Below are 18,478 nucleotides of genomic sequence, written 5' to 3'. Positions count from 1 at the left end.
CTCTATTCTGCGCTCTGATCCCGCCCGAGGTAGGCCAGCCATCCGCCGTGCGCGCTGATGTCCGGCGCATCCTCGAACGCGACGGGCTCGGCGAGGAATCCGGCCACGGCCGATCCGTCCTCGAGCGTGACCCGGCCGATCGTCATGGGTTGCGGCAGCGCCGCGACGAACGAGCCGAAACCGTGCGCCGGGAGCGTCCACACCTCGCCCGCGATGGCGGCACCGTCCGTCTCCACGCGACGCAGGCCCGGCTTGGGCGGCACGGTCGGCAGCGCGTGCAGACGATACGAGGGCGCCGTGCGCACGCTGCGCGAGAAGCGCCCGCCAGCCGCGATGAGCTGGTGATTGAGTGGCTGCCCCGTGAGGTGTGCACCCACGACCAGGATGTCGATCTCGGAGTCCACGATCCGCCGTGCCAGCTCGGCCAGGCGCCGGTCGGTGAAGGCCGGAGCGGTGAGCATGACGCCGAACGGGAACCCGTCGACCGTGCCCGCGGGGACGGCGAGCGAGGCGTAGTCGAGAAGGTTGGCGAAGTTCGTGTAGCGGCCCATGCGGGCGTTCGCGCCGATCGGGTCGGCCGCGACCTCGGCGAGCGTGGGGTGCCAGGTGGTCGTCGGGGTCAGGAGCGCCGCGGTGCCCTCGAGCAGGCGCGCTCCCGCAAGTCCCAGGCGACGCAGGCGCTCGCGGTCACGGAAGGCGTCGACCGCGGTGAACCGCTCGCCGCCGCCGACGATCGTCGCGACCGTCGGGTCGATGTCTCCCCCGATCAGATCGGCGTTCTCACGGATGAAGTCGCCCACGGCCGCGGTGCGTTCCGCGACGAAGGCACCGCCGTAGAGCAGCGTGGCGGCCTCGAGCAGGGGCGCGATGTCGACCTCCACGATCTCGACGCCCGACGCCGCAAGCCGTTCGACGACACCGCGGAACGCCTCGGCCCAACCGGGCGCCAGCCCTTCGAGGTGCTCGGCGGTCGGGATGGCGACGCGGGGCGCGGGCTCGAGACCCGGCAGGGCATCGGCAACCCGGATGAGGGGGTCGATCCCGTCCGCGCCCTCCATGGTCTCGGCTGCCAGGCGTCCGAGCCCGAGGTCGCGCGCGAACACGGTGACGACATCGATCGACCAGCAGGCCGGCACCACGCCCGTCGTCGGCACGAGCCCGACGCTCGGTTTGATGCCGAAGATGCCGTTCAGCGCCGCGGGCACGCGACCCGAGCCGGCGGTGTCGGTGCCCAGGGCGATGTCGACGAAACTCAGGGCGACCGCGACGGCTGATCCCGAGCTCGATCCTCCCGAGATGCGGTCGGGCTGCCAGGCGTTGCGGACGGCGCCATGGGGACTGCGCGTACCGACCAGACCGGTTGCGAACTGGTCGAGGTTGGTCTTGCCGAGCACGATCGCACCCGCGGCGCGCAGCCGGGCCACGGACGGCGCGTCGACCTCGGGGGCGAACGCGAAGGCGGGGCATCCGGCGGTCGTCGCGAGCCTCGCGACGTCGATGTTGTCCTTGACCGCCACGAGCACGCCCGCCAACGGCAGGTGCTCGCCCGCGGCGACGCGCGCGTCGAGGTCGCGGGCCTCCGTGAGCACCTCGGACTCGTCGCGCAGGGCGATCCAGACCTCGGGCCGGTCGGCAGCCGCGATCCGCTCGTACGCCTGCTGAACCTTGAGAACGGCGCTCATGACACAACCTCCACTGCTACGAGAACCTGACCAGCGGCAACACGCTCGCCGGGTGAGACATAGACGGCGGCGACACGACCCGCCACCGGGGACAGGACGGGCGACTCCATCTTCATCGCCTCCAGAACGACGAGACGGCCATCCGCTGCCACACGGGACCCGGGCTCCACATCGACGCGCCAGACGCTCGCCGCGAACGGAGCCGTCACGGCTTCGCACCCCTCGGGCACGACGATGTCGGCGGCCGGGGCGGGAGGTGCGTCGTAGGTGCGCTCGAACTCGCCCGATGCGCGCCACGCATCCTTCTCGGCCGCGAACGCGGCCTGCTGGGTCGTGCGGAATGCCTCGATCGAGTCGGCCTCGACCGCAAGGAACTGCTCGTATTCGGCGAGCGAGAAGCGGCCCTCTTCGGTCCGAAAGTCGCCGCGCCCGGCATCCACTTCGGCGCGCAGGTCGAGCAGTTCCTCCGCCGACACCGGGTACCACGTGATGCGGTCGAAGGGCCGGAGCGCCCAGGGGTTCTGATCGAACAGCCCGCCGCGTCGGAAGCGATTCCAGATCTGCACCGTGCGGCCGACGAACTGGTAGCCGCCCGGGCCCTCCATGCCGTAGATGCACATGTAGGCGCCGCCGATTCCGACCGAATTCTCGGCCGTCCAGGTGCGGGCCGGGTTGTACTTCGTCGTCACGAGCCGGTGACGGGGATCGACCGGGGTGGCAACCGGCGCCCCGAGGTAGACGTCTCCGAGGCCCAACACCAGGTAGTCGGCCTCGAAGACGATGCGCTTGACGTCGTCGACGCTGTCGAGCCCGTTCACACGACGGATGAACTCGATGTTCGAGGGCGTCCACGGGGCGTCGTCGCGAACGCTCGACATGTACCGGTCGATCGCCAGCTGGGTGGCCGGGTCATCCCACGAGAGGGGCAGGTGGACGATCCGCGAGGGCACGGTCAGCTCGCGCGTCGCGGGCAGGGCGGCCTCGATCGCCTGCAGGTCGCCGAGCAACTGCGACGCGCGAATCACCCGCGGATCGGTCTGGATCTGCAGCGAACGGATGCCGGGGGTCACATCCCGGACGCCCGCTATCCCTCGCGCCAGCACCGCCTCTTCGAGCGCGTGCACACGCATCCGCAGCCCGAGATCGAGGATGTTCTCGCCGTACTCGACGAGGATGTTCGCGTCGCCGTCCCGTCGGTAGGTCACGGCGGGGGCGAGCACGTCGTCGCCGTCCGTGATCGGCGCGCGGCGGGCGAGGATGCCGTCGTCCCCGTCTCCGCCCTCGGCGCCCGGCGCGAGCGGTGCCGCGAAGGCGAGCGCGTCCTGCTCGCGGATGGCGGCGAAGCGCACCGTGTCGCCGGGGCGCAGCTGCCCGACCTTCCAGAACTCACCGCTGGCGACGACCGCGGGGCAGACGAATCCCCCGAGGCTCGGGCCGTCGAGCCCGAGGATGATCGGGGTGTCTCCCGTGAAGTCGAGCGAGCCGACGGCGTACGGGGTGTCGTGGATGTTGGAGGGATGCAGGCCCGCCTCTCCCCCGTCCTCCCGGGCCCACGTCGGCTTCGGTCCGCGCAGTCGCACACCCGTGCGCGCCGACTGCACATCCACCTCGTAGACCGCCCGGTACAGCTCGTCGATGTCTGCGCGGGTGAAGAACTCCGGAGCCGCGTGCGGCCCCTCCAGCACCCCGATCACCCATTCGTGTGTCAGGCGGGGGCGTCGCTCGATCGGAGTCGCCGCCGGAACGGAGAGCCCCTCGCTCGTCCCCGGCCGCAGGACGTCCCCGGCGATCAGGGCGCGACCGCCATGTCCCCCGAACCCCCCGAGCGTGAAGGTCGAGGCGCTGCCGAGGTACGACGGCACGTCGAACCCGCCGCGCACGGCGAGGTAGGCGCGCATGCCGAGGGTCGTCGCGCCGACCGCCACGACCCCGCCGGCGGGAACCTCGAACGGCTCCCACGGAGCTACCGCACGGCCATCGATCGTCACGGGCACGTCGGCACCCGCGACGCACACGACGGCCGCGGCCGAGAAGCGCAGACGCGGTCCCGACATCGTGATCTCGAGCGCCGGGACATCCGCATCGTTTCCCACGGCCAGGTTCGCCTCGCGGAACGACACGGGGTCCATCGGCCCCGACGGCGGCACGCCGACGTTCCAGAGCCCGACGCGACCGGGCAGGTCCTGCACGGTCGTCATGAGGCCCGGGACCAGGACGTCGATGCGGGGGCGCGGGTCGTCCGGGTCTCCGAGGGTGCCGGTGTCGTGCGCCACGGCTCGCACGACCGGATCGTGGCACAGGGCCTCGAGCATCCCGACCCCCGTGACGATGCCATCGATGCGGGTTTCGGCAAGGGCCTCGCCGAGCAGGTCGAGCGCCGCGTCGCGGTCGTCCGCGTGCACGATGACCTTGGCGAGCATGGGGTCGTAATCGGGCGTGACCTCGAGCCCTGTCTCGATCCAGGCGTCGACGCGGATGCCGTCGCCCGCGGGGAACGACGCGTTGGTCACGAGTCCCGGCGAGGGCGCGAACCCGCGCGCGGGGTCCTCGGCGTAGACGCGGGCCTCGAAGGCGTGGCCGCGCGGCACGTGCTCGGTTTCGAACACGGCATCGTCGATCGCGGCGGCGCCACCGCGCCCGAGGGTCAGCATCAGGGCGACGAGGTCGATGCCGAACACGGCCTCGGTGACGGGATGCTCGACCTGCAGGCGCGTGTTGACCTCGAGGAACGCGGCTTCTTCGCGCACCGGGTCGTAGATGAACTCCACCGTTCCCGCGGAGCGATAGTTGACGGATGCCGCGAGCCGACGCGCGGCGTCGTGCATCTGTCGCCGGACGGCATCGGGGAGGTTCGGGGCCGGGGCCTCCTCGATCACCTTCTGGTTGCGGCGCTGCAGCGAGCAGTCGCGATCGCCGAACACCGCGACCCGCCCCTCACCGTCGCCGAAGACCTGCACCTCGACATGGCGCGCGTGCGTGACCAGACGTTCGAGAAACACCCCACCCGCGCCGAAGCTGCGCGCGGCGATCGCAGCGACGGCCTCGTAGCCCTCGTGCACCTCGTCGGCGCTCGAACAGACCCGCATCCCGATCCCGCCGCCGCCGCCGGTCGCTTTGAGCATGACGGGCAGGCCGATGCGCTCGGCCTCAGAAACCGCCTCTTCGGCGGAGGACAGCAAGCCGGTTCCGGCGAGCATCGGCACGCCCGCGGCCTCGGCGTGCTCGCGGGCGGTGTGCTTGAGCCCGAACGTCTCGATCTGCTCGGGCGTCGGGCCGATCCAGACGAGCCCCGCCGCCTCGGCCGCGCGAGCCGCCTCGACGTTCTCGGACAGAAAGCCGTAGCCCGGATGGATCGCCCCGGCCCCGTGCTCGAGGGCCGCGGCGATGATCGCCTCGGCACGCAGGTACGACTCCGCGGCCGGCGCAGGGCCCAGACGCACGGCGACGTCGGCCTCGCGCACGTGCGGCGCGGCCCGGTCGGCGTCCGAGTAGACGGCGACGGTGCGCAGCCCGAGTTCCTTCGCGGAGCGGATGATGCGGCGCGCGATCTCGCCGCGGTTCGCGATGAGCAGGGTATCGAAAGACACGAGAAACCTTCGGGCTGGTACAGGCGGCAGGCTGGATCAGGCGGGCTGGATCAGGCGGGCTGGGTGACGATGGCCCGTAGTGGCGTGACGTTGAAGTCGTTGCAGGGGTTGTTCATCTGCGGGCAGTTCGAGATCACGACGATGACGTCCTTCTCGGCCCGGCAGGCGACGCGGCGGCCGGGAGCGGACATCCCGTCGACGATCCCGAGCGCCCCATCCTGCTCGACCGGGACGTTCATGAACCAGTTCAGGTTCGACACGAGATCCCGTGCACCAAGCCCCCACTTCGCGCCCTCGTAGAGGAAGTTCTCGCGGCACGCGTGCTGGTAGGCGGTGTGGTGGCCGTAGCGCAGGGTGTTGGATTCCTTGCTGCAGGCGCCGCCGATCGTGTCCTGGCGGTCGATCTCGTTGCCGACGACGGTCATGAGCCGCTGCCCGAGGTTTGAGCGCAGCGCGGTGCCGGTGTTCACGTACGCGTTGCCCTGCCACGCGAGCGTATCCGGAACGCTGTAGCGCTCGGACGTGTCATCGAGGGCGAAGATCAGGCAGTCGCCGGACTGGTTGCCTCCGACATCCACGAGCGTGAAGACCTCACCGGCGCGCACAATGGAGGACCAGGATGCCCGGGGTGCGATGACATCATCGACCACGATCTCGCCGGGAACGAACGGCTCGGACCAGTCGAGCAGGCTGCCCTCGGCGTAGACGGGCCGGGGCGGAACGGTCGTGAGTACGGTGCTGTCGGCCATGTCGGTGCGTCCTTTCTACAGACCCGCGAGGGCGGCGTAGGCGATCGAGTTGCGGTAGGCGCGCGTGCGTTCGGGTGTCGCGTCGACGTGCGCATCACCCTCGGCGCTCGCTCGCTCGGCCCAGGCGTGCACGCGCAGCGGCGAGGTGACGTAGTCGGGCCGGGGATCGCGCGGGTGGGGCGCATTCGCGATCAGCACGATCAGCGGCAGCTCGGCCAGCAGGTCGACGTAGGTGCCCGGCCCCGCCGATCCACGCCAATCGAGCGTGCCGTCGGGCGCGACGTGCACGCCCTGGAAGAACGACACGGCCGGGGGGATGTCGCGCCGGTCGAGCCCGTGCTTCGAGCCCGCCATGCGCAGCAGCGCGTGGCCCGACGGCGTCGGGCCCTCGGGCGTCGCGTCGCCGTACTTGTGGACATTCCAGGCATCGCCGGATGCCCCGCAGAACGCGTCATGGTGGCCGGAGGTGTCTTCGACGATCGTCGCGAGCACTCGCCCGTCGCCCGAGAGCAGCGGATGCTCGGCGCCGAGGTACGCCTGCCAGGGGATCTTCTGGGTGTCGGCGACATTCAACCGCTCGCCGGTGTGCAGAGCGTTGAAGAGAACGACACTCGCCGAGGCATCCCCTTCGGGATCCTCGAGACGGATGCGTGTGCCCCGCGCCACCCGCAGGTGCGTGTAGCCGCCCGACGCCACGGTCTCGGACCACAGCAGCGTCGCCGGGTCGATCCCCTCGGGCGGGGTGGGCGTCGTGCTCGCGGGAAGATGGGGCATCCACTGCGACTGCGTCGCCCGGGCCCGCGCATCCTCTCGCGCCTGCTCCACGCTGCGGAGCGCAACGCTTCGGCCCCTGTTGTCCAGCCCGGTACTGTCGCTCGCCACGATCGGACTCCATTTCTATCGATTGATAGAAATGGAATCAGATCAACGTTTCGCCCACGTTTCGGGGTGACCGCCCGCGGCTACTCGTTGGCGAGCAGCGCGACCGGGTACGTCTCGAGCAGCGCCGCGAGCGGCACCTCGCCACCCTCGTAACGGCGCCCGGACAACAGGTCGATCGCGGGCACCGAGGGACGCAGCAGGACCGTATCCTGCCACCCGCCGAGAGCCTCCAGCCCAACCGGCAGCCGGGTCGCGACGGTCTGAATACCGCCGCGATCGAACCCGATCGCGTGCTGAGCGGCGGGCCCAACGAACGTCAGGGGCGTGTAACGCGTGAAGAGCTCCGGGCGGTAGCGGCGCGTGCGGAGCGCACGGGAGGTCACGAGCAGTTTTGCGGCACCCGAGGCATCCACCGCCGGCACCTCGCCCGCCTCGAACCCGGCGTCGATCCCGGCGAGCATCTCGGCGCGTGCACCGAAGTCCACCGCACGGCGGTTGTCGGGGTCGACGAGGCTCGTCTCCCACAGCTCCGACCCCTGGTAGACGTCGGGCACACCGGGCGCGGTGAGCTGCAGCAGCTTCGCCGAGAGCGAGTTCGACCACCCGTAGGGCGCGACTTCGGCGACGAGTGCCTCGAGGATCGCGGATGCCTCGGCGCTGTCGAACGCGGCGTCCACCAGCGCGTGCATCCGGGCCTCGAAGGCCTCGTCCTGGTCCCACCAGCCGGTCGACTCGGAAGCCTCGCGGGCCGCCTTCTCGGCGTACGCGTGCAGGCGCTCGCGCGAAGCGGGCCAGGCACCGACGATGGCCTGCCAGAGCAGGTTGTCGAAGCCGCCGTGCTCGGTGGAGGCGATGGCGCGGAGCTTCGTGAGCGACTCGAGCCACCGTGCGGGGAGCTCCGAGAGCACCGACAGGCGGGCACGAACATCCTCGCCGCGCTTGGTGTCGTGCGTCGACAGGGTCGTCATCGCGGCGGGCCAGGATGCCTCACGCGTCGCCTGTGCGGCATGGAAGCCGGCCACGTCGAGCGCGAACTCGGACGGGTCGGCGCCGACCTCGGTCAGGGTTCCGAGGCGCGAGGCGCGATAGAACGCGGTGTCTTCGACGCCCTTGGCCATGACGGGCCCGGTCGTCTGCTGGAACCGGCGTGCCACCTCGAGCGAGGCATCCGCCAACTGCGGCAAAACCCGGTCGAACGCGCCCGCGAGGTCGGGACGCCGGCGCATGGCCTCTTCCGCCGCGGCCTCGAACGCCTCGCGACCGGCGGGAAGATACGACCGGTAGACGGGGAAGCAGGCCAGCAACTCTGCGATAGCGTCGACGGCTCCCGTGACGGGTTCGTCGAGCAGCCGCACCAGGCGTGCGACCTCGGCGCCCTGGATCGTCTCGGCGATCGTGCGCTTGGTGTCGTGGATGAGGTCGCCCCACGACGCCTGCGGTTCGAGGCCGTCCTCGGCACGGACCGCGGAATCGATCGCGTCCAGCGCGCCCTCGCCCGCGGGGTCAATCAGCACCCGGTCGATCACGGCGAGCGCGTCGTATCCGGTCGTGCCGTCCGTCCGCCACCAGCTGGGAAGCGTCTCGCCGTGCTCGAGGATCTTCTCGACGAGCACGTAGAGGCCGCCGGTCGCCTCGGCCAGCCGGTCGAGGTAGGCACCGGGATCGAGCAGTCCATCCGGGTGATCGACGCGGATGCCGTCCACGAGGCCGCCTCTCACCCAGCGGATGATCTCGGCGTGAGACTCGTCGAATACCCACGGCACCTCGACGCGAACGCCCGCCAGGGTCGTCACTGCGAAGAAGCGGCGGTAGTTCAGCTCGGCGGCCTCGCGTCGCCAGAACATGAGTTCGTAGTTCTGCCGCGACAAGACGTCACGCACGACACCGGTCTCGGTGAGCCGGTCGCGCTGGTCGTCGTAGACCGAGTCGGGCGCGAGCGGGAAGACATGATCGAAGTAGTGCAGCGTGCCGTGCGGTGCGTGGTCCGAGGCATCCGCGTCGATGCGCAGCTCCCCCGCCTCGATGATCTCGTCGAGATCGCCGCCCAGCACGGGAACACGCACCCGCCCGTCACCGAAATCCCAGTCGACGTCGAACGCCTCGGCGTACCGCGAGTCCCGCCCGTAGGTCAGAAGGTCCCACCACCACGGGTTCTGCGACGGAACCGCGACGCCCATGTGGTTGGGGACCGTGTCGACGAGAATCCCCAGTCCCGCATCACGAGCGGATGCGGCGAACCGATCGAGCCCCTCCGCCCCGCCCCGGGCGGGGTCGACCCTGCTGGGATCGACGACGTCGTAGCCGTGATCCGACCCTTCCGTGGCCTTCAGCAGCGGCGACAGGTAGGCCCAGTCGACGCCCAGGTCACGGAGATATGCCGTGACGGACGCCGCGGCGTCCAGGTCGAAGGCCTGCCGGATCTGCAGACGGTACGTGGATACGGGACGGAGAGTGGACACGGTCATCCCTTCAGCGTCGGGTTTCGGGCTTCGGCGGCGAACTCGGAATCTGGTCGATCACGCCGGTCGTGGCCGCGAGCGCGGCCAGCGATGCCGCGACGGAATGGTCCGCTTCGATCTCTCCGCCGGTGTGCTCGCGCATGACGATCAGCGAGCGCGCCCGCATGTCGACGTGCTCGCCCGGCTTGATCGGTCGAGAATCGGCGAGATCCCCGGCGGTATCGACGATCACGTCCCAGGTCGGCGATGCGTTGGCATCGGGCAGGTAGAACTCCACGTGCTCATCGCCGGCGTTGAAGAGGATGATGAAGTGCTTGTCGACGATCGGCTCGCCCCGGCGATCGCGCTCACGAATGCCGTTGCCGTTCAGGAACACGCCGACGCAGCGACCGAACCCCGAGTCCCAGTCCTCGGGCTGCATCTCGGTGCCGTCCGGACGCAGCCAGACGATGTCGGGACGACCCTCGTCCTTTGCGCGCCGGACCGGCCTGCCGTTGAAGAACCGGCGCCGCCGGAACGTGGGGTGCTCGGCGCGCAATCGCACGAGCGCCGACGTGAACTCGATCAGCGGATGATCGGCGACATCCCAGTGCACCCAGGTCAGCTCGTTGTCCTGGGCGTAGCCGTTGTTGTTTCCCAGCTGGGTGCGGCCGAGCTCGTCGCCGTGCAACAGCATGGGCACACCCTGCGAGAGCATGAGCGTCGCGATGAGGTTGCGCTGCTGCCGGGCCCGCATGGTGAGCACCTGCGCGTCGTCCGTCGGTCCCTCGACGCCGAGGTTGTACGAGCGGTTGTGTGACTCTCCGTCGTTGTTGTCCTCGCCGTTGGCGTCATTGTGCTTCTCGTTGTAGCTCACGAGATCACGGAGCGTGAATCCGTCATGGGCGGTGATGAAGTTGATGGATGCGACGGGTCGTCGCCCGGAGTGCTCGTACAGGTCGGCGGACCCGGTAAGGCGGGACGCGAACTCGCCCAGCGCCTGCGATTCACCCCGCCAGAAGTCGCGCACGGTATCGCGGTACTTGCCGTTCCACTCCGTCCACTGCGGCGGGAAGTTTCCGACCTGGTAGCCCCCGGGTCCGATGTCCCACGGCTCCGCGATCAACTTCACCTGCGAAACCACCGGGTCCTGCTGCACGAGTTCGAAGAAGGTCGACAGCCGGTCGACGTCGTAGAATTCCCGCGCCAGCGTGGATGCGAGATCGAAGCGGAAGCCGTCGACGTGCATCTCGAGCACCCAGTACCGCAGCGAGTCCATGATCAGCTGCAGGGCATGGGGGTTGCCGACGTTCAGGCTGTTGCCGGTGCCGGTGTAGTCGGTGTAATAGCGCTTGTCGTCGTCCTCGAGCCGGTAGTAGGCCGCGTTGTCGATGCCGCGCATCGAGAGCGACGGGCCGAGGTGGTTGCCTTCCGCCGTGTGGTTGTAGACCACGTCGAGGATGACCTCGATGCCCGCCGCGTGAAGCGCACGCACCATTCCCTTGAATTCCTGCACCTGGTCACCGTGCGCACTGCTCGAGGAGTAGGCGTTGTGCGGTGCGAAGAAGGCGATCGTGTTGTAGCCCCAGTAGTTCGAGAGCCCCTTGTCCTGCAGGGTGCTGTCGTTGACGAACTGGTGAACGGGCATGAGTTCGATCGCCGTGATCCCGAGCTTGTGCAGATGCTCGATCATCGCCGGATGCCCGATGGCGCTGTAGGTGCCCCGTATCTCCTCCGGGATGTCGGGGTGGAGCTTGGTCAGCCCCTTCACGTGCGCCTCGTAGATGACCGACGATGCATATGGCGTCTTGGGCTGCACATCGCCCGACCAGTCGAAGAACGGGTTGACGACGACACCCATCATCATGTGTTTCGCGGAATCCTCGTCGTTGCGGGAGTCCGGATCGCCGAAGTTGTAGCTGAAGACCGCCTGCCCCCAGTCGATCTCACCGGCGACGGCTTTCGCATAGGGATCCAGCAGCAGCTTGTTCGCGTTGAAACGTTGACCGTTGGGCGGGTCGTACGGGCCGTGGACGCGGTAACCGTAGCGCTGACCGGGCCCGACCTGCGGCAGGTAGACGTGCCAGACGAAGGCGTCGACCTCGGTCACCTCGACGCGCGTCTCTTTGCCCCGCTCCGTGAAGAGACAGAGCTCTACGCGTTCGGCCGCCTCGCTGAACAACGCGAAATTCGTGCCATTCCCGTCGTATGTCGCACCAAGTGGGTAGGTCGATCCAGGCCATGTCTGCACCGCCAAAGACTACCTACCGACATGGACCGCCGCTGTGGCTTGCACATCGCGAGCGGGTGCCGTATGGCATTCAGCCACGGATAGTCAGCTCAGCTCGGTCGCCGCGTCCCAGGCACGGGAATGGGGGCCGCGCGGCAAGAGCTCGCCCTCGACGATCTCGTACTCGATGCCCCCGTCGAAGAACTCCTGGGGCAGGCTCGGCGTAGATCGGTTCGCGTCCAACGGATTCTTACCGGTCATTCCGCACCCCTGACTTGTCCCGCACTTCTGACTTGTCCAGCTCTCACTGTGCGGGACGGGTCGTGTCAGCGGAACCCGATTGACTTCGCAGCGAGAGACGCGTACGGAGAAAACCCGTCGGCATGGCAGCCGTCAGCGATTAGTCTGATCGGGTGGGCACTATTTATTACGGCGGGGACGCTTCCGCCATCGACATCGAGGATCGCGCCCTCGCGCACCTCAAGGTTGTTATCGCAACAAAACTCCGCCGAGGCGAGAGTTTCACTCTGACCTGGCGTCATCCCGACGACCAGCCGCGGGGACGGAGCACGGTGTGGCTGAGCCCGTCGATCCCGCTGCGCTTCGTCTTCGATGACCCCGAGCCCGCGCTTCTGAGCCGCGAGTGGATGGAAGAGCTCGCCCAGTCAGCCAACTCGTCGGGCGGCATCATGCTCGTCGCCGAGCACTTCGACGTGGACCCGGCAGAAGACGAATCGACGATCCAGGTCGGCTCCATCGTCGCCAAGGATGTGGACATCGAGACTGCCACCGTGGGCTCCCTCAACCAGAAAGACAAGGCGAAGGCCGAAAACAAGTCTGTCGACGCCAAGTCCAAGGTCGACGCCAAGTCTAAGGTCGACGCCAAGTCCGACGCCTGAACCTCACGACGTACCGGCCAGCGCGAACGAGCGCCGGCCAACTGGCGCTAGGAGTCGAACGGCATTTCTTCCTGCGGCTCCGAGACGACGAACAGGCCATTCGGGCTACTCGCAGAAACCATGAGCGATTCGATCCAGAGTCTGTTCAGGCGCGGCTCGCGGCTGCCGTGGAACGCGAACTGCAGGGGCACGGACGGATGCATCCAGAAGCTCCGTCGCGAGATGCCTTCGCTGTCGAGATCGATCGTGAACATGAACGACTCCGAGCGGCGCAGCTTGTTCATGATGACGATGCGCAGGTGGGCGAGGGTGCGATCCTCGATGTCGATCGAGTTGTTCAGCGTGTCGTAGATGAAGCGGCCCATGCGATGAGCCTAACCGGGTCCACCCGCCCGCGGAATCTCGATCACGCCCCTTGTGGCGGCTGCAGCAGAAGCGCTATGCGTTCCTCGAGATAGCCCGCCAAGGGCACGTGTCCCGCGGCCGGACTCCAGCGGATGCTGGGGGTTCCGTCCACGAGGGCGAGTGGTCCTGTCCGTTCGCCTCGTTCCAGCGCGGCGAGGTCGAGCGTTTTCCAGTCCAGGTGCACGGTTTCGCCGTCACCGAAGCCCCCGCGCGTCGCGGCAGCGGCCACTTCGGCGCGGGCGCGTGCCGCATCCGAGGCGAATCCTCGGCGGCCGGGGTCGCCGGCTCGCACCACGTTTCCGGCCGCGTACACGGCGCTCTCGCCGACCAGCAGGACACCGAGCCGCCAGGCGTCACCCCGGGGCACGATCTTCGGCGCGCGGAGCCCCGCGAGGACCCGCGGTCGCACGACCTCGCCCAGCCGCTCGCGCGGCGCGTCGGCGGCCGCCAGACGAGCGCGGGCAGCATTCACAAGAGTCGCCGCGTCATCCACCACATCGCCATTGTGCGCGCTCGATCAACGCCGCGGCGTACATCCGGAAGGAATCTCGGGCCCGACGACCGCCTCGGGGAGCGACAACGGCACCACCGTTCCTCTCCGATGTTCGGCCGGACCATGCGCACCCCATGAGGATCGGCCGACTCACTGAGCGGCCGCCATCGCGTCCTGGGGCACGGATCAGCCGAGGCCGGCGCGGTCCTCGTGACCGTCGTCCGGCAGCACGTGACCCGCGACCGGTTTGCGCGAGAGCCCGACGGCTCCGGCATCCGGACCCTTCGCCGTGGCCGCGGCGACGGCGACGGACTCGTCGACATCGATGTAGCGCGGGCGCAGCTGCACGGCCTTCAGGCGCTTCTGCTCGCGCTTGGCCTTGCGTGAGGAGTAGCTGAGGTTCAGCACCTCGACCAGGATCGCGAACGCCATCGGCGCGTAAATGAGTGCCTTGTCGATCTTGATGCCGAAACCCTCGGCGATCAGGAACACACCGATGAGTAGCAGGAACGACAGGGCCAACATCTTCACCGTCGGGTGCTTGTTCACGAACGTGAAGATGAACCGCGCGGCGAACAGCATGATGCCGAACGACAGCACGACGACCGTGATGATCACGAGCAGGTTCTCGGTCATGCCGACGGCGGTGATGACCGAGTCGAGCGAGAACACGATGTCGAGCAGCAGAATCTGCGTCAGGACCGAGGCGAACGTGATGGTCTTCGGTCCGACACCGCCGTGCTCTTCTTCGGCACCCTCGAGCTTGTGGTGGATCTCACTGACGGCCTTGTAGACCAGGAACAGGCCACCGGCGATCAGGATGAAGTCCTTCACCGAGAAGCCCATCCCGAACAGGGTGACCACGTCGTCTTTCAGCGTGATGATCCAGCCCGCGAAGAAGACCAGCACGACGCGGATCACCATCGCGAGCGTCAGCCCGAGGTTGCGGGCCTTCGCCTGCTGCTCGACGGGCAGTTTCGAGGCGAGGATCGAGATGAAGATGACGTTGTCGACACCGAGCACGATCTCGAGCACGAACAGGGTCAGAAAGACGGCGATCAGGTCGGGCGTCAGGTCCAGGGAGAAGTCCACTCGCCCATGTTAGGCGGATGCCTCGACCGATCTCAGCCGACATCCTCATCGATCACGTCCCGCTCGACGACCCTCGCGCCGCGCAACATCGTTCCGATGAGCGGATACAGCAGCACGGAGAGCATCCCGGCGCCGACGAGCGCCGCGGCCAACCCCGGTGAGAGCAGTTCTTCCGACATCCCGATACTCGTGACGGCGACGATGACGGGCAGTCCCGTCGCACCGAGGAAGGCCAGCGCCAGTCGGTCACGCGGTGTCGACCCGGAGGGGGCCGAGATCATCGCGGGCAGGCCGCGGATGATGAGCAACAGCATCAGGAAGACGGGCACGAGCACGACAGTCGCACCGTCCGCGAGCAGTGCGTCGAGGTCGAAGGTGACGCCCGTGTAGATGAAGAAGATCGGGACGAGCAGACCGAAGGCGACGGCCTCGACCTTCGACTCGACCTGCGCGCGATCATCCGCGGGGGCGTTGCGCATGATCAGCTGCCAGATCACACCGGCGACGAACGCCCCGAGCAGCATGTCGAGGTCGAGCAACAGGCTCAGCGCGACCAGCAGCGCGAGGATCAGCACGATCAGGCGGATCGCGAACTGCCCGGAGGTGTGCAGAGTCGCGGTCACGATGCGGTGCAGGCGTCCGTGGGGCATTCGTGAGGCGAGAAATACGGATGTCGCCGCGACCACGACGAAGAAGAATAGCACGATCGACGCGACGCCGAAATCGCGTCCGCCGAGAAACAGTGAGATCGCCACGAGAGGGCCGAACTCCCCCACCGCACCGATACCCATGACCGCGCGCCCGAACGGCGTCGGAAGCATCCCCGCGTCCCTCAGGATCGGCAGCAGCATCCCGAGCGCGGTCGAGCACAGTGCGATGCCGATGACGACCGCCGCCTCGCCGGGCGCGATCACCAGGCCCACTGCGACGCCGGCGATCAGCCCGAGCAGCCAGCCGCCGACGGCGCGAGCACCGTCCCGGCCGCGGAGCACGCGGAAGTCGATCTCATTGCCGGCCATGAAGAACAACAGCGCGAGGCCGAAGTCCGCGAGGCGCTCGGAGATCGGACCCTCCTGGATCCAGCCGAGCACGCTCGGGCCCGCGATGATTCCCAGCACGAGTTCGAACACCACGATCGGGATGCGCAGGCGACTCGAGAGCCCGCGCACCAGCAGCGGGGCGATGACCGCGATCGCCGCGATGATCACGAAGTCGAGATCGCTGAGCTGCACGGCCTCACGCTATCGTTTGCGCGCTCCTGCGCGTGTGCCGCAGCTGAGGCAGGGGTCAGCGCCAGACGTCGTCCGCGATCGCCACGACCTCGCGGATCTTCGCCCACTGCTCGTCCTCGGTCAGCACGTTGCCCTCTTCGGTCGAGGCGAATCCGCACTGCGGGCTCAGGGCGAGCTGTTCGAGCGGGGCGAACTCGGATGCCTCGTCGATCCGCTTCTTGATGGCGTCGACGTCCTCCAGCTCACCCGACTTCGACGTGATGAGGCCCAGAACGACGGTCTGGTCACCCTCGGGCAGGAAGCGTAGGGGCTCGAAGCCGCCGGCGCGCTCGTTGTCGTACTCCAGGAAGAATCCGTCGTACGCGACCTCGCCGAGGAGTTGCTCGGCGACGGGTTCGTAGCCGCCGGACGAGATCCAGGTCGAGCGGAAGTTGCCGCGACAGACGTGCGTCGTGATGACCATGTCGTCCGGCTTCCCCTCGAGGACGCGGTTGAGCAGGCCGGCGTAGCGCTCCGCGAGACCGTCGGTACGGATGCCGCGGTCCCGGGCCTTCAGCAGCTCCTCGTCCGAGCACAGGTAGGCCCAGGCGGTGTCGTCGAACTGCAGGTAGCGGCATCCGGCGTCGTAGAACGCGCTCACCGCATCGCGGTACGCCTGCACCAGGTCGTCGACGAAGTCCTCGCGTCCCGAGTAGGCATTCGGATCGATGTGATCGGGCTCGAGGCGGAAGTCCAATACCGTCGGCGCCGGGATCGTGGCCTTCGGCAGCGCCTGCGTCGTGCCGGCGAGCAGGGTCTGGAGCGAGCGGTAGTGCTCGAGCATCGGATGCGTGTCCGAGAAGCCGATCGGGCCACTCAGGTGCACCCCGCGCGGCTTCGTCTGCACACCCTGGAACTGGATGCCGTGGTCGAGTTCGACGACTTCGACCCCGTCGAGCATCCCGAAGAAATCGAAGTGCCACCACGAGCGACGGAACTCGCCGTCGGTCGCGACACGCAGGCCGCTGTCGGCCTCTTTCTGCACGAGATCGGCGATCTCGGCGTCTTCGACCGCGCGCAGGGCGTTGGCGTCGATCTCGCCGGCGGCCTGTGCGGCTCGGGCGCGCTTGAGCGCTTCGGGACGCAGGAAGGAGCCGACGATATCGGCACGATAAGGCGGATTGATGCTCACCCCGACACTTTATCGACGCCCTCAGCGCGACGCTCCCGGCGCGTCATACGGCGAAGCACTCCGGGCATCCGGGGCATCCGTCCGTCAGCGCCGCGGCACCCAGGTGCGCCACGATCCACCAGGGTCCCTCGGTCGGCACGGGGAAGACCGGGTTCCAGACGATCGCGACGGCGAAGAACACGAGGGTCCACCACCACTGCGCGCCCTGGAGCGCGTACCAGGCGACGATGAGCGCCATGATCGCGACGATGAAGCGGATCAGCAGGTACCAGTCGGCCTCGAGCAGCGGGATTCCCGAGAGCAGCGCCGCGGCGGCGATCAGGCTCGGGATGAACGCGGGGCGATACGTGTCGCTCTTGGGGGGTGTGGCGACCATGGGTCCATCCTCACAGACCCACATGCTCATCGAGCCAGGCCATCAGGCCGGGCAGCGTGAAGTACGCGATCGTCGCGTGCGTCGCGTTCGGAACCTCGGACAGCGTCACGTCGATGCCGAGGGATGCCTCGTGCTTCGCGAACTCGCGGGTGTCGTCGGGATGGATGAGCGTGTCCTTGAGACCCTGTGCGATGTACAGCGGGGCATCGAAGGCGACGCTGCCGGCAGAGTTCTGGGCGAGCAGGTCGTCCCAGGGTGGCGTTGTGGTCGGGTCGCTCAGCACGAAGTTCCCGACGAGCGGCTGTCCGATCGCGTGCAGTTCTTTCGTGTGCGTCAGCAGGCACAGGTCGTTCATCTCGGGTGCGGCCGCGACGGCCGCCGGCGTCAGGATGTCGGACAGCTGCGCTCCCGCGACCGAGTCGCCGTAGACACCGGCATACGCCGTGAAGGCATACGAGCCGATCGTGACGCCCGAGATATCGTCGATGTCCGCGTCGAGCAGCGCCGTCAGGTCCGCCGCGGGAGCGGCGACAGCAACCGCCCGCACGTCCAGTTCCGGCGCATAATCGGCCGCGCGCTCGGCGGCGAACAGCACCGACTGACCGCCCTGCGAGTGACCCCACAGCACGACCGAGTTGCCGGCATCCGTCGCCGGAATGCTCTGCGCGGCGCGGACGGCGTCGAGCACGTTGTTGCCCTCGGTGTCGCCCACCAGATAGGAACTCGGCCCCGGATATCCCATCCCCGCGTAGTCCGTGGCGACGACGACATAGCCGCGATCGAGCATCAGCCGAAGCCCCTCGATGCCGAGGAAGGGATCGGCGGCGAGGGAGGGCGCGCAGTCACGGGCCGAGCCGGTCGTCGGGTGGCCCCACGACAGCACGGTGCGACCGTCGGCCGGTGGCGGGCCGAGCGGCGCGACGACGATGCCCGAAACGATCAGGGGTGTGCCGTTCAGGTCGGTCGAGCGGTACAGGATCCGCCAGGCACGCGTGTCGAAAGGCAGCCCGATCAGTTCTTCCGACCGAACGATCTCACCCGGAGCGCCCGAGCTCTCGGGTACGGGGTCGAGATAGAACTCCTCGAGTCCCGGCCGCTCGAGCAGATCACCGATCACGCGAGCTTCGAGCACCGCGACCCCAGCGCCCACGAGGGTCAGCATCGCCGCGAAGAAGGGGATCGCGAACCGATGGCGGTACGGGTGACGAGATGTGCGGCGCGTGCTCACACGCACACACTGGC

15 protein-coding genes are annotated in these 18,478 nt (G+C 68.4%); 1 reads left to right on the top strand and 14 read right to left on the bottom strand.

The genetic code is table 11. The features are described 5' to 3' along the window. Positions 1–2 precede the first annotated feature (2 nt). From ACXZ1E_RS11915 to ACXZ1E_RS11885, 7 genes are all read right to left on the bottom strand, one after another. Positions 3–1,682, bottom strand: a complete 1,680-nt coding sequence (locus ACXZ1E_RS11915) for an allophanate hydrolase (RefSeq protein WP_458040704.1) — start codon at positions 1,680–1,682, stop codon at positions 3–5. Continuing rightward, entirely contained in the window at positions 1,679–5,269 is a 3,591-nt protein-coding gene (gene uca, locus ACXZ1E_RS11910; protein ID WP_458040703.1) for an urea carboxylase, read from the bottom strand. Before uca ends, ACXZ1E_RS11915 begins: the two co-directional genes overlap by 4 nt. 50 nt (positions 5,270–5,319) lie before the next feature. Beyond that, positions 5,320–6,018 (bottom strand): urea amidolyase associated protein UAAP2, encoded by a 699-nt coding sequence (locus tag ACXZ1E_RS11905; protein ID WP_458040702.1) that lies wholly within the window; start codon positions 6,016–6,018, stop codon positions 5,320–5,322. A 15-nt stretch (positions 6,019–6,033) separates the two neighbouring features. Beyond that, entirely contained in the window at positions 6,034–6,900 is an 867-nt protein-coding gene (locus ACXZ1E_RS11900) for an urea amidolyase associated protein UAAP1 (protein ID WP_458040701.1), read from the bottom strand. A gap of 80 nt (positions 6,901–6,980) precedes the next feature. Continuing rightward, complete coding sequence (treY, locus tag ACXZ1E_RS11895) at positions 6,981–9,365, bottom strand: malto-oligosyltrehalose synthase (RefSeq protein ID WP_458040700.1); 2,385 nt, start codon at positions 9,363–9,365, stop codon at positions 6,981–6,983. A 4-nt stretch (positions 9,366–9,369) separates the two neighbouring features. After that, the gene (gene glgX, locus ACXZ1E_RS11890) at positions 9,370–11,589 is read right to left on the bottom strand and encodes a glycogen debranching protein GlgX (protein WP_458040699.1); all 2,220 of its coding nucleotides are present in this window, start codon (positions 11,587–11,589) and stop codon (positions 9,370–9,372) included. Between the two features lie 84 nt (positions 11,590–11,673). After that, positions 11,674–11,829, bottom strand: coding sequence for a hypothetical protein (locus ACXZ1E_RS11885; RefSeq protein WP_458040698.1), 156 nt, complete (start codon positions 11,827–11,829; stop codon positions 11,674–11,676). 152 nt (positions 11,830–11,981) lie between these two features. Here ACXZ1E_RS11885 and ACXZ1E_RS11880 point away from each other — a divergent pair, with 152 nt between their 5' ends. Further along, a complete protein-coding gene (locus ACXZ1E_RS11880) occupies positions 11,982–12,467 on the top strand; it encodes a DUF7882 family protein (RefSeq protein WP_458351953.1) in 486 nt (161 codons plus the stop codon). A 47-nt stretch (positions 12,468–12,514) separates the two neighbouring features. Here the strand turns inward: ACXZ1E_RS11880 and ACXZ1E_RS11875 are convergent, their stop codons facing one another. The 7 genes from ACXZ1E_RS11875 to ACXZ1E_RS11845 form a co-directional block, all read right to left on the bottom strand. Continuing rightward, on the bottom strand, positions 12,515–12,832 hold the full coding sequence (locus ACXZ1E_RS11875; protein WP_458040697.1) for a DUF7882 family protein: 318 nt from the start codon (positions 12,830–12,832) through the stop codon (positions 12,515–12,517). Positions 12,833–12,873: 41 nt separating this feature from the next. After that, positions 12,874–13,368: a glutaminase gene (locus ACXZ1E_RS11870; protein ID WP_458040696.1), complete on the bottom strand. Its 495-nt coding sequence runs from the start codon at positions 13,366–13,368 to the stop codon at positions 12,874–12,876. Positions 13,369–13,551: 183 nt separating this feature from the next. Next, positions 13,552–14,457, bottom strand: a complete 906-nt coding sequence (locus ACXZ1E_RS11865; RefSeq protein ID WP_458040695.1) for a TerC family protein — start codon at positions 14,455–14,457, stop codon at positions 13,552–13,554. Positions 14,458–14,489: 32 nt separating this feature from the next. Next, the gene (locus ACXZ1E_RS11860) at positions 14,490–15,689 is read right to left on the bottom strand and encodes a cation:proton antiporter (protein ID WP_458040694.1); all 1,200 of its coding nucleotides are present in this window, start codon (positions 15,687–15,689) and stop codon (positions 14,490–14,492) included. 55 nt (positions 15,690–15,744) lie between these two features. Beyond that, a complete protein-coding gene (locus ACXZ1E_RS11855; RefSeq protein WP_458040693.1) occupies positions 15,745–16,860 on the bottom strand; it encodes a 5-methyltetrahydropteroyltriglutamate--homocysteine S-methyltransferase in 1,116 nt (371 codons plus the stop codon). Positions 16,861–16,903: 43 nt separating this feature from the next. Continuing rightward, positions 16,904–17,236, bottom strand: a complete 333-nt coding sequence (locus ACXZ1E_RS11850; protein WP_458040692.1) for a DUF6804 family protein — start codon at positions 17,234–17,236, stop codon at positions 16,904–16,906. Positions 17,237–17,246: 10 nt separating this feature from the next. Continuing rightward, complete coding sequence (locus ACXZ1E_RS11845; protein WP_458040691.1) at positions 17,247–18,464, bottom strand: alpha/beta fold hydrolase; 1,218 nt, start codon at positions 18,462–18,464, stop codon at positions 17,247–17,249. Positions 18,465–18,478 lie beyond the last annotated feature (14 nt).

This window comes from Pacificispira sp. HM-600 (assembly GCF_977993705.1).
This window is presented reverse-complemented; position numbering and strand designations above follow the sequence as displayed.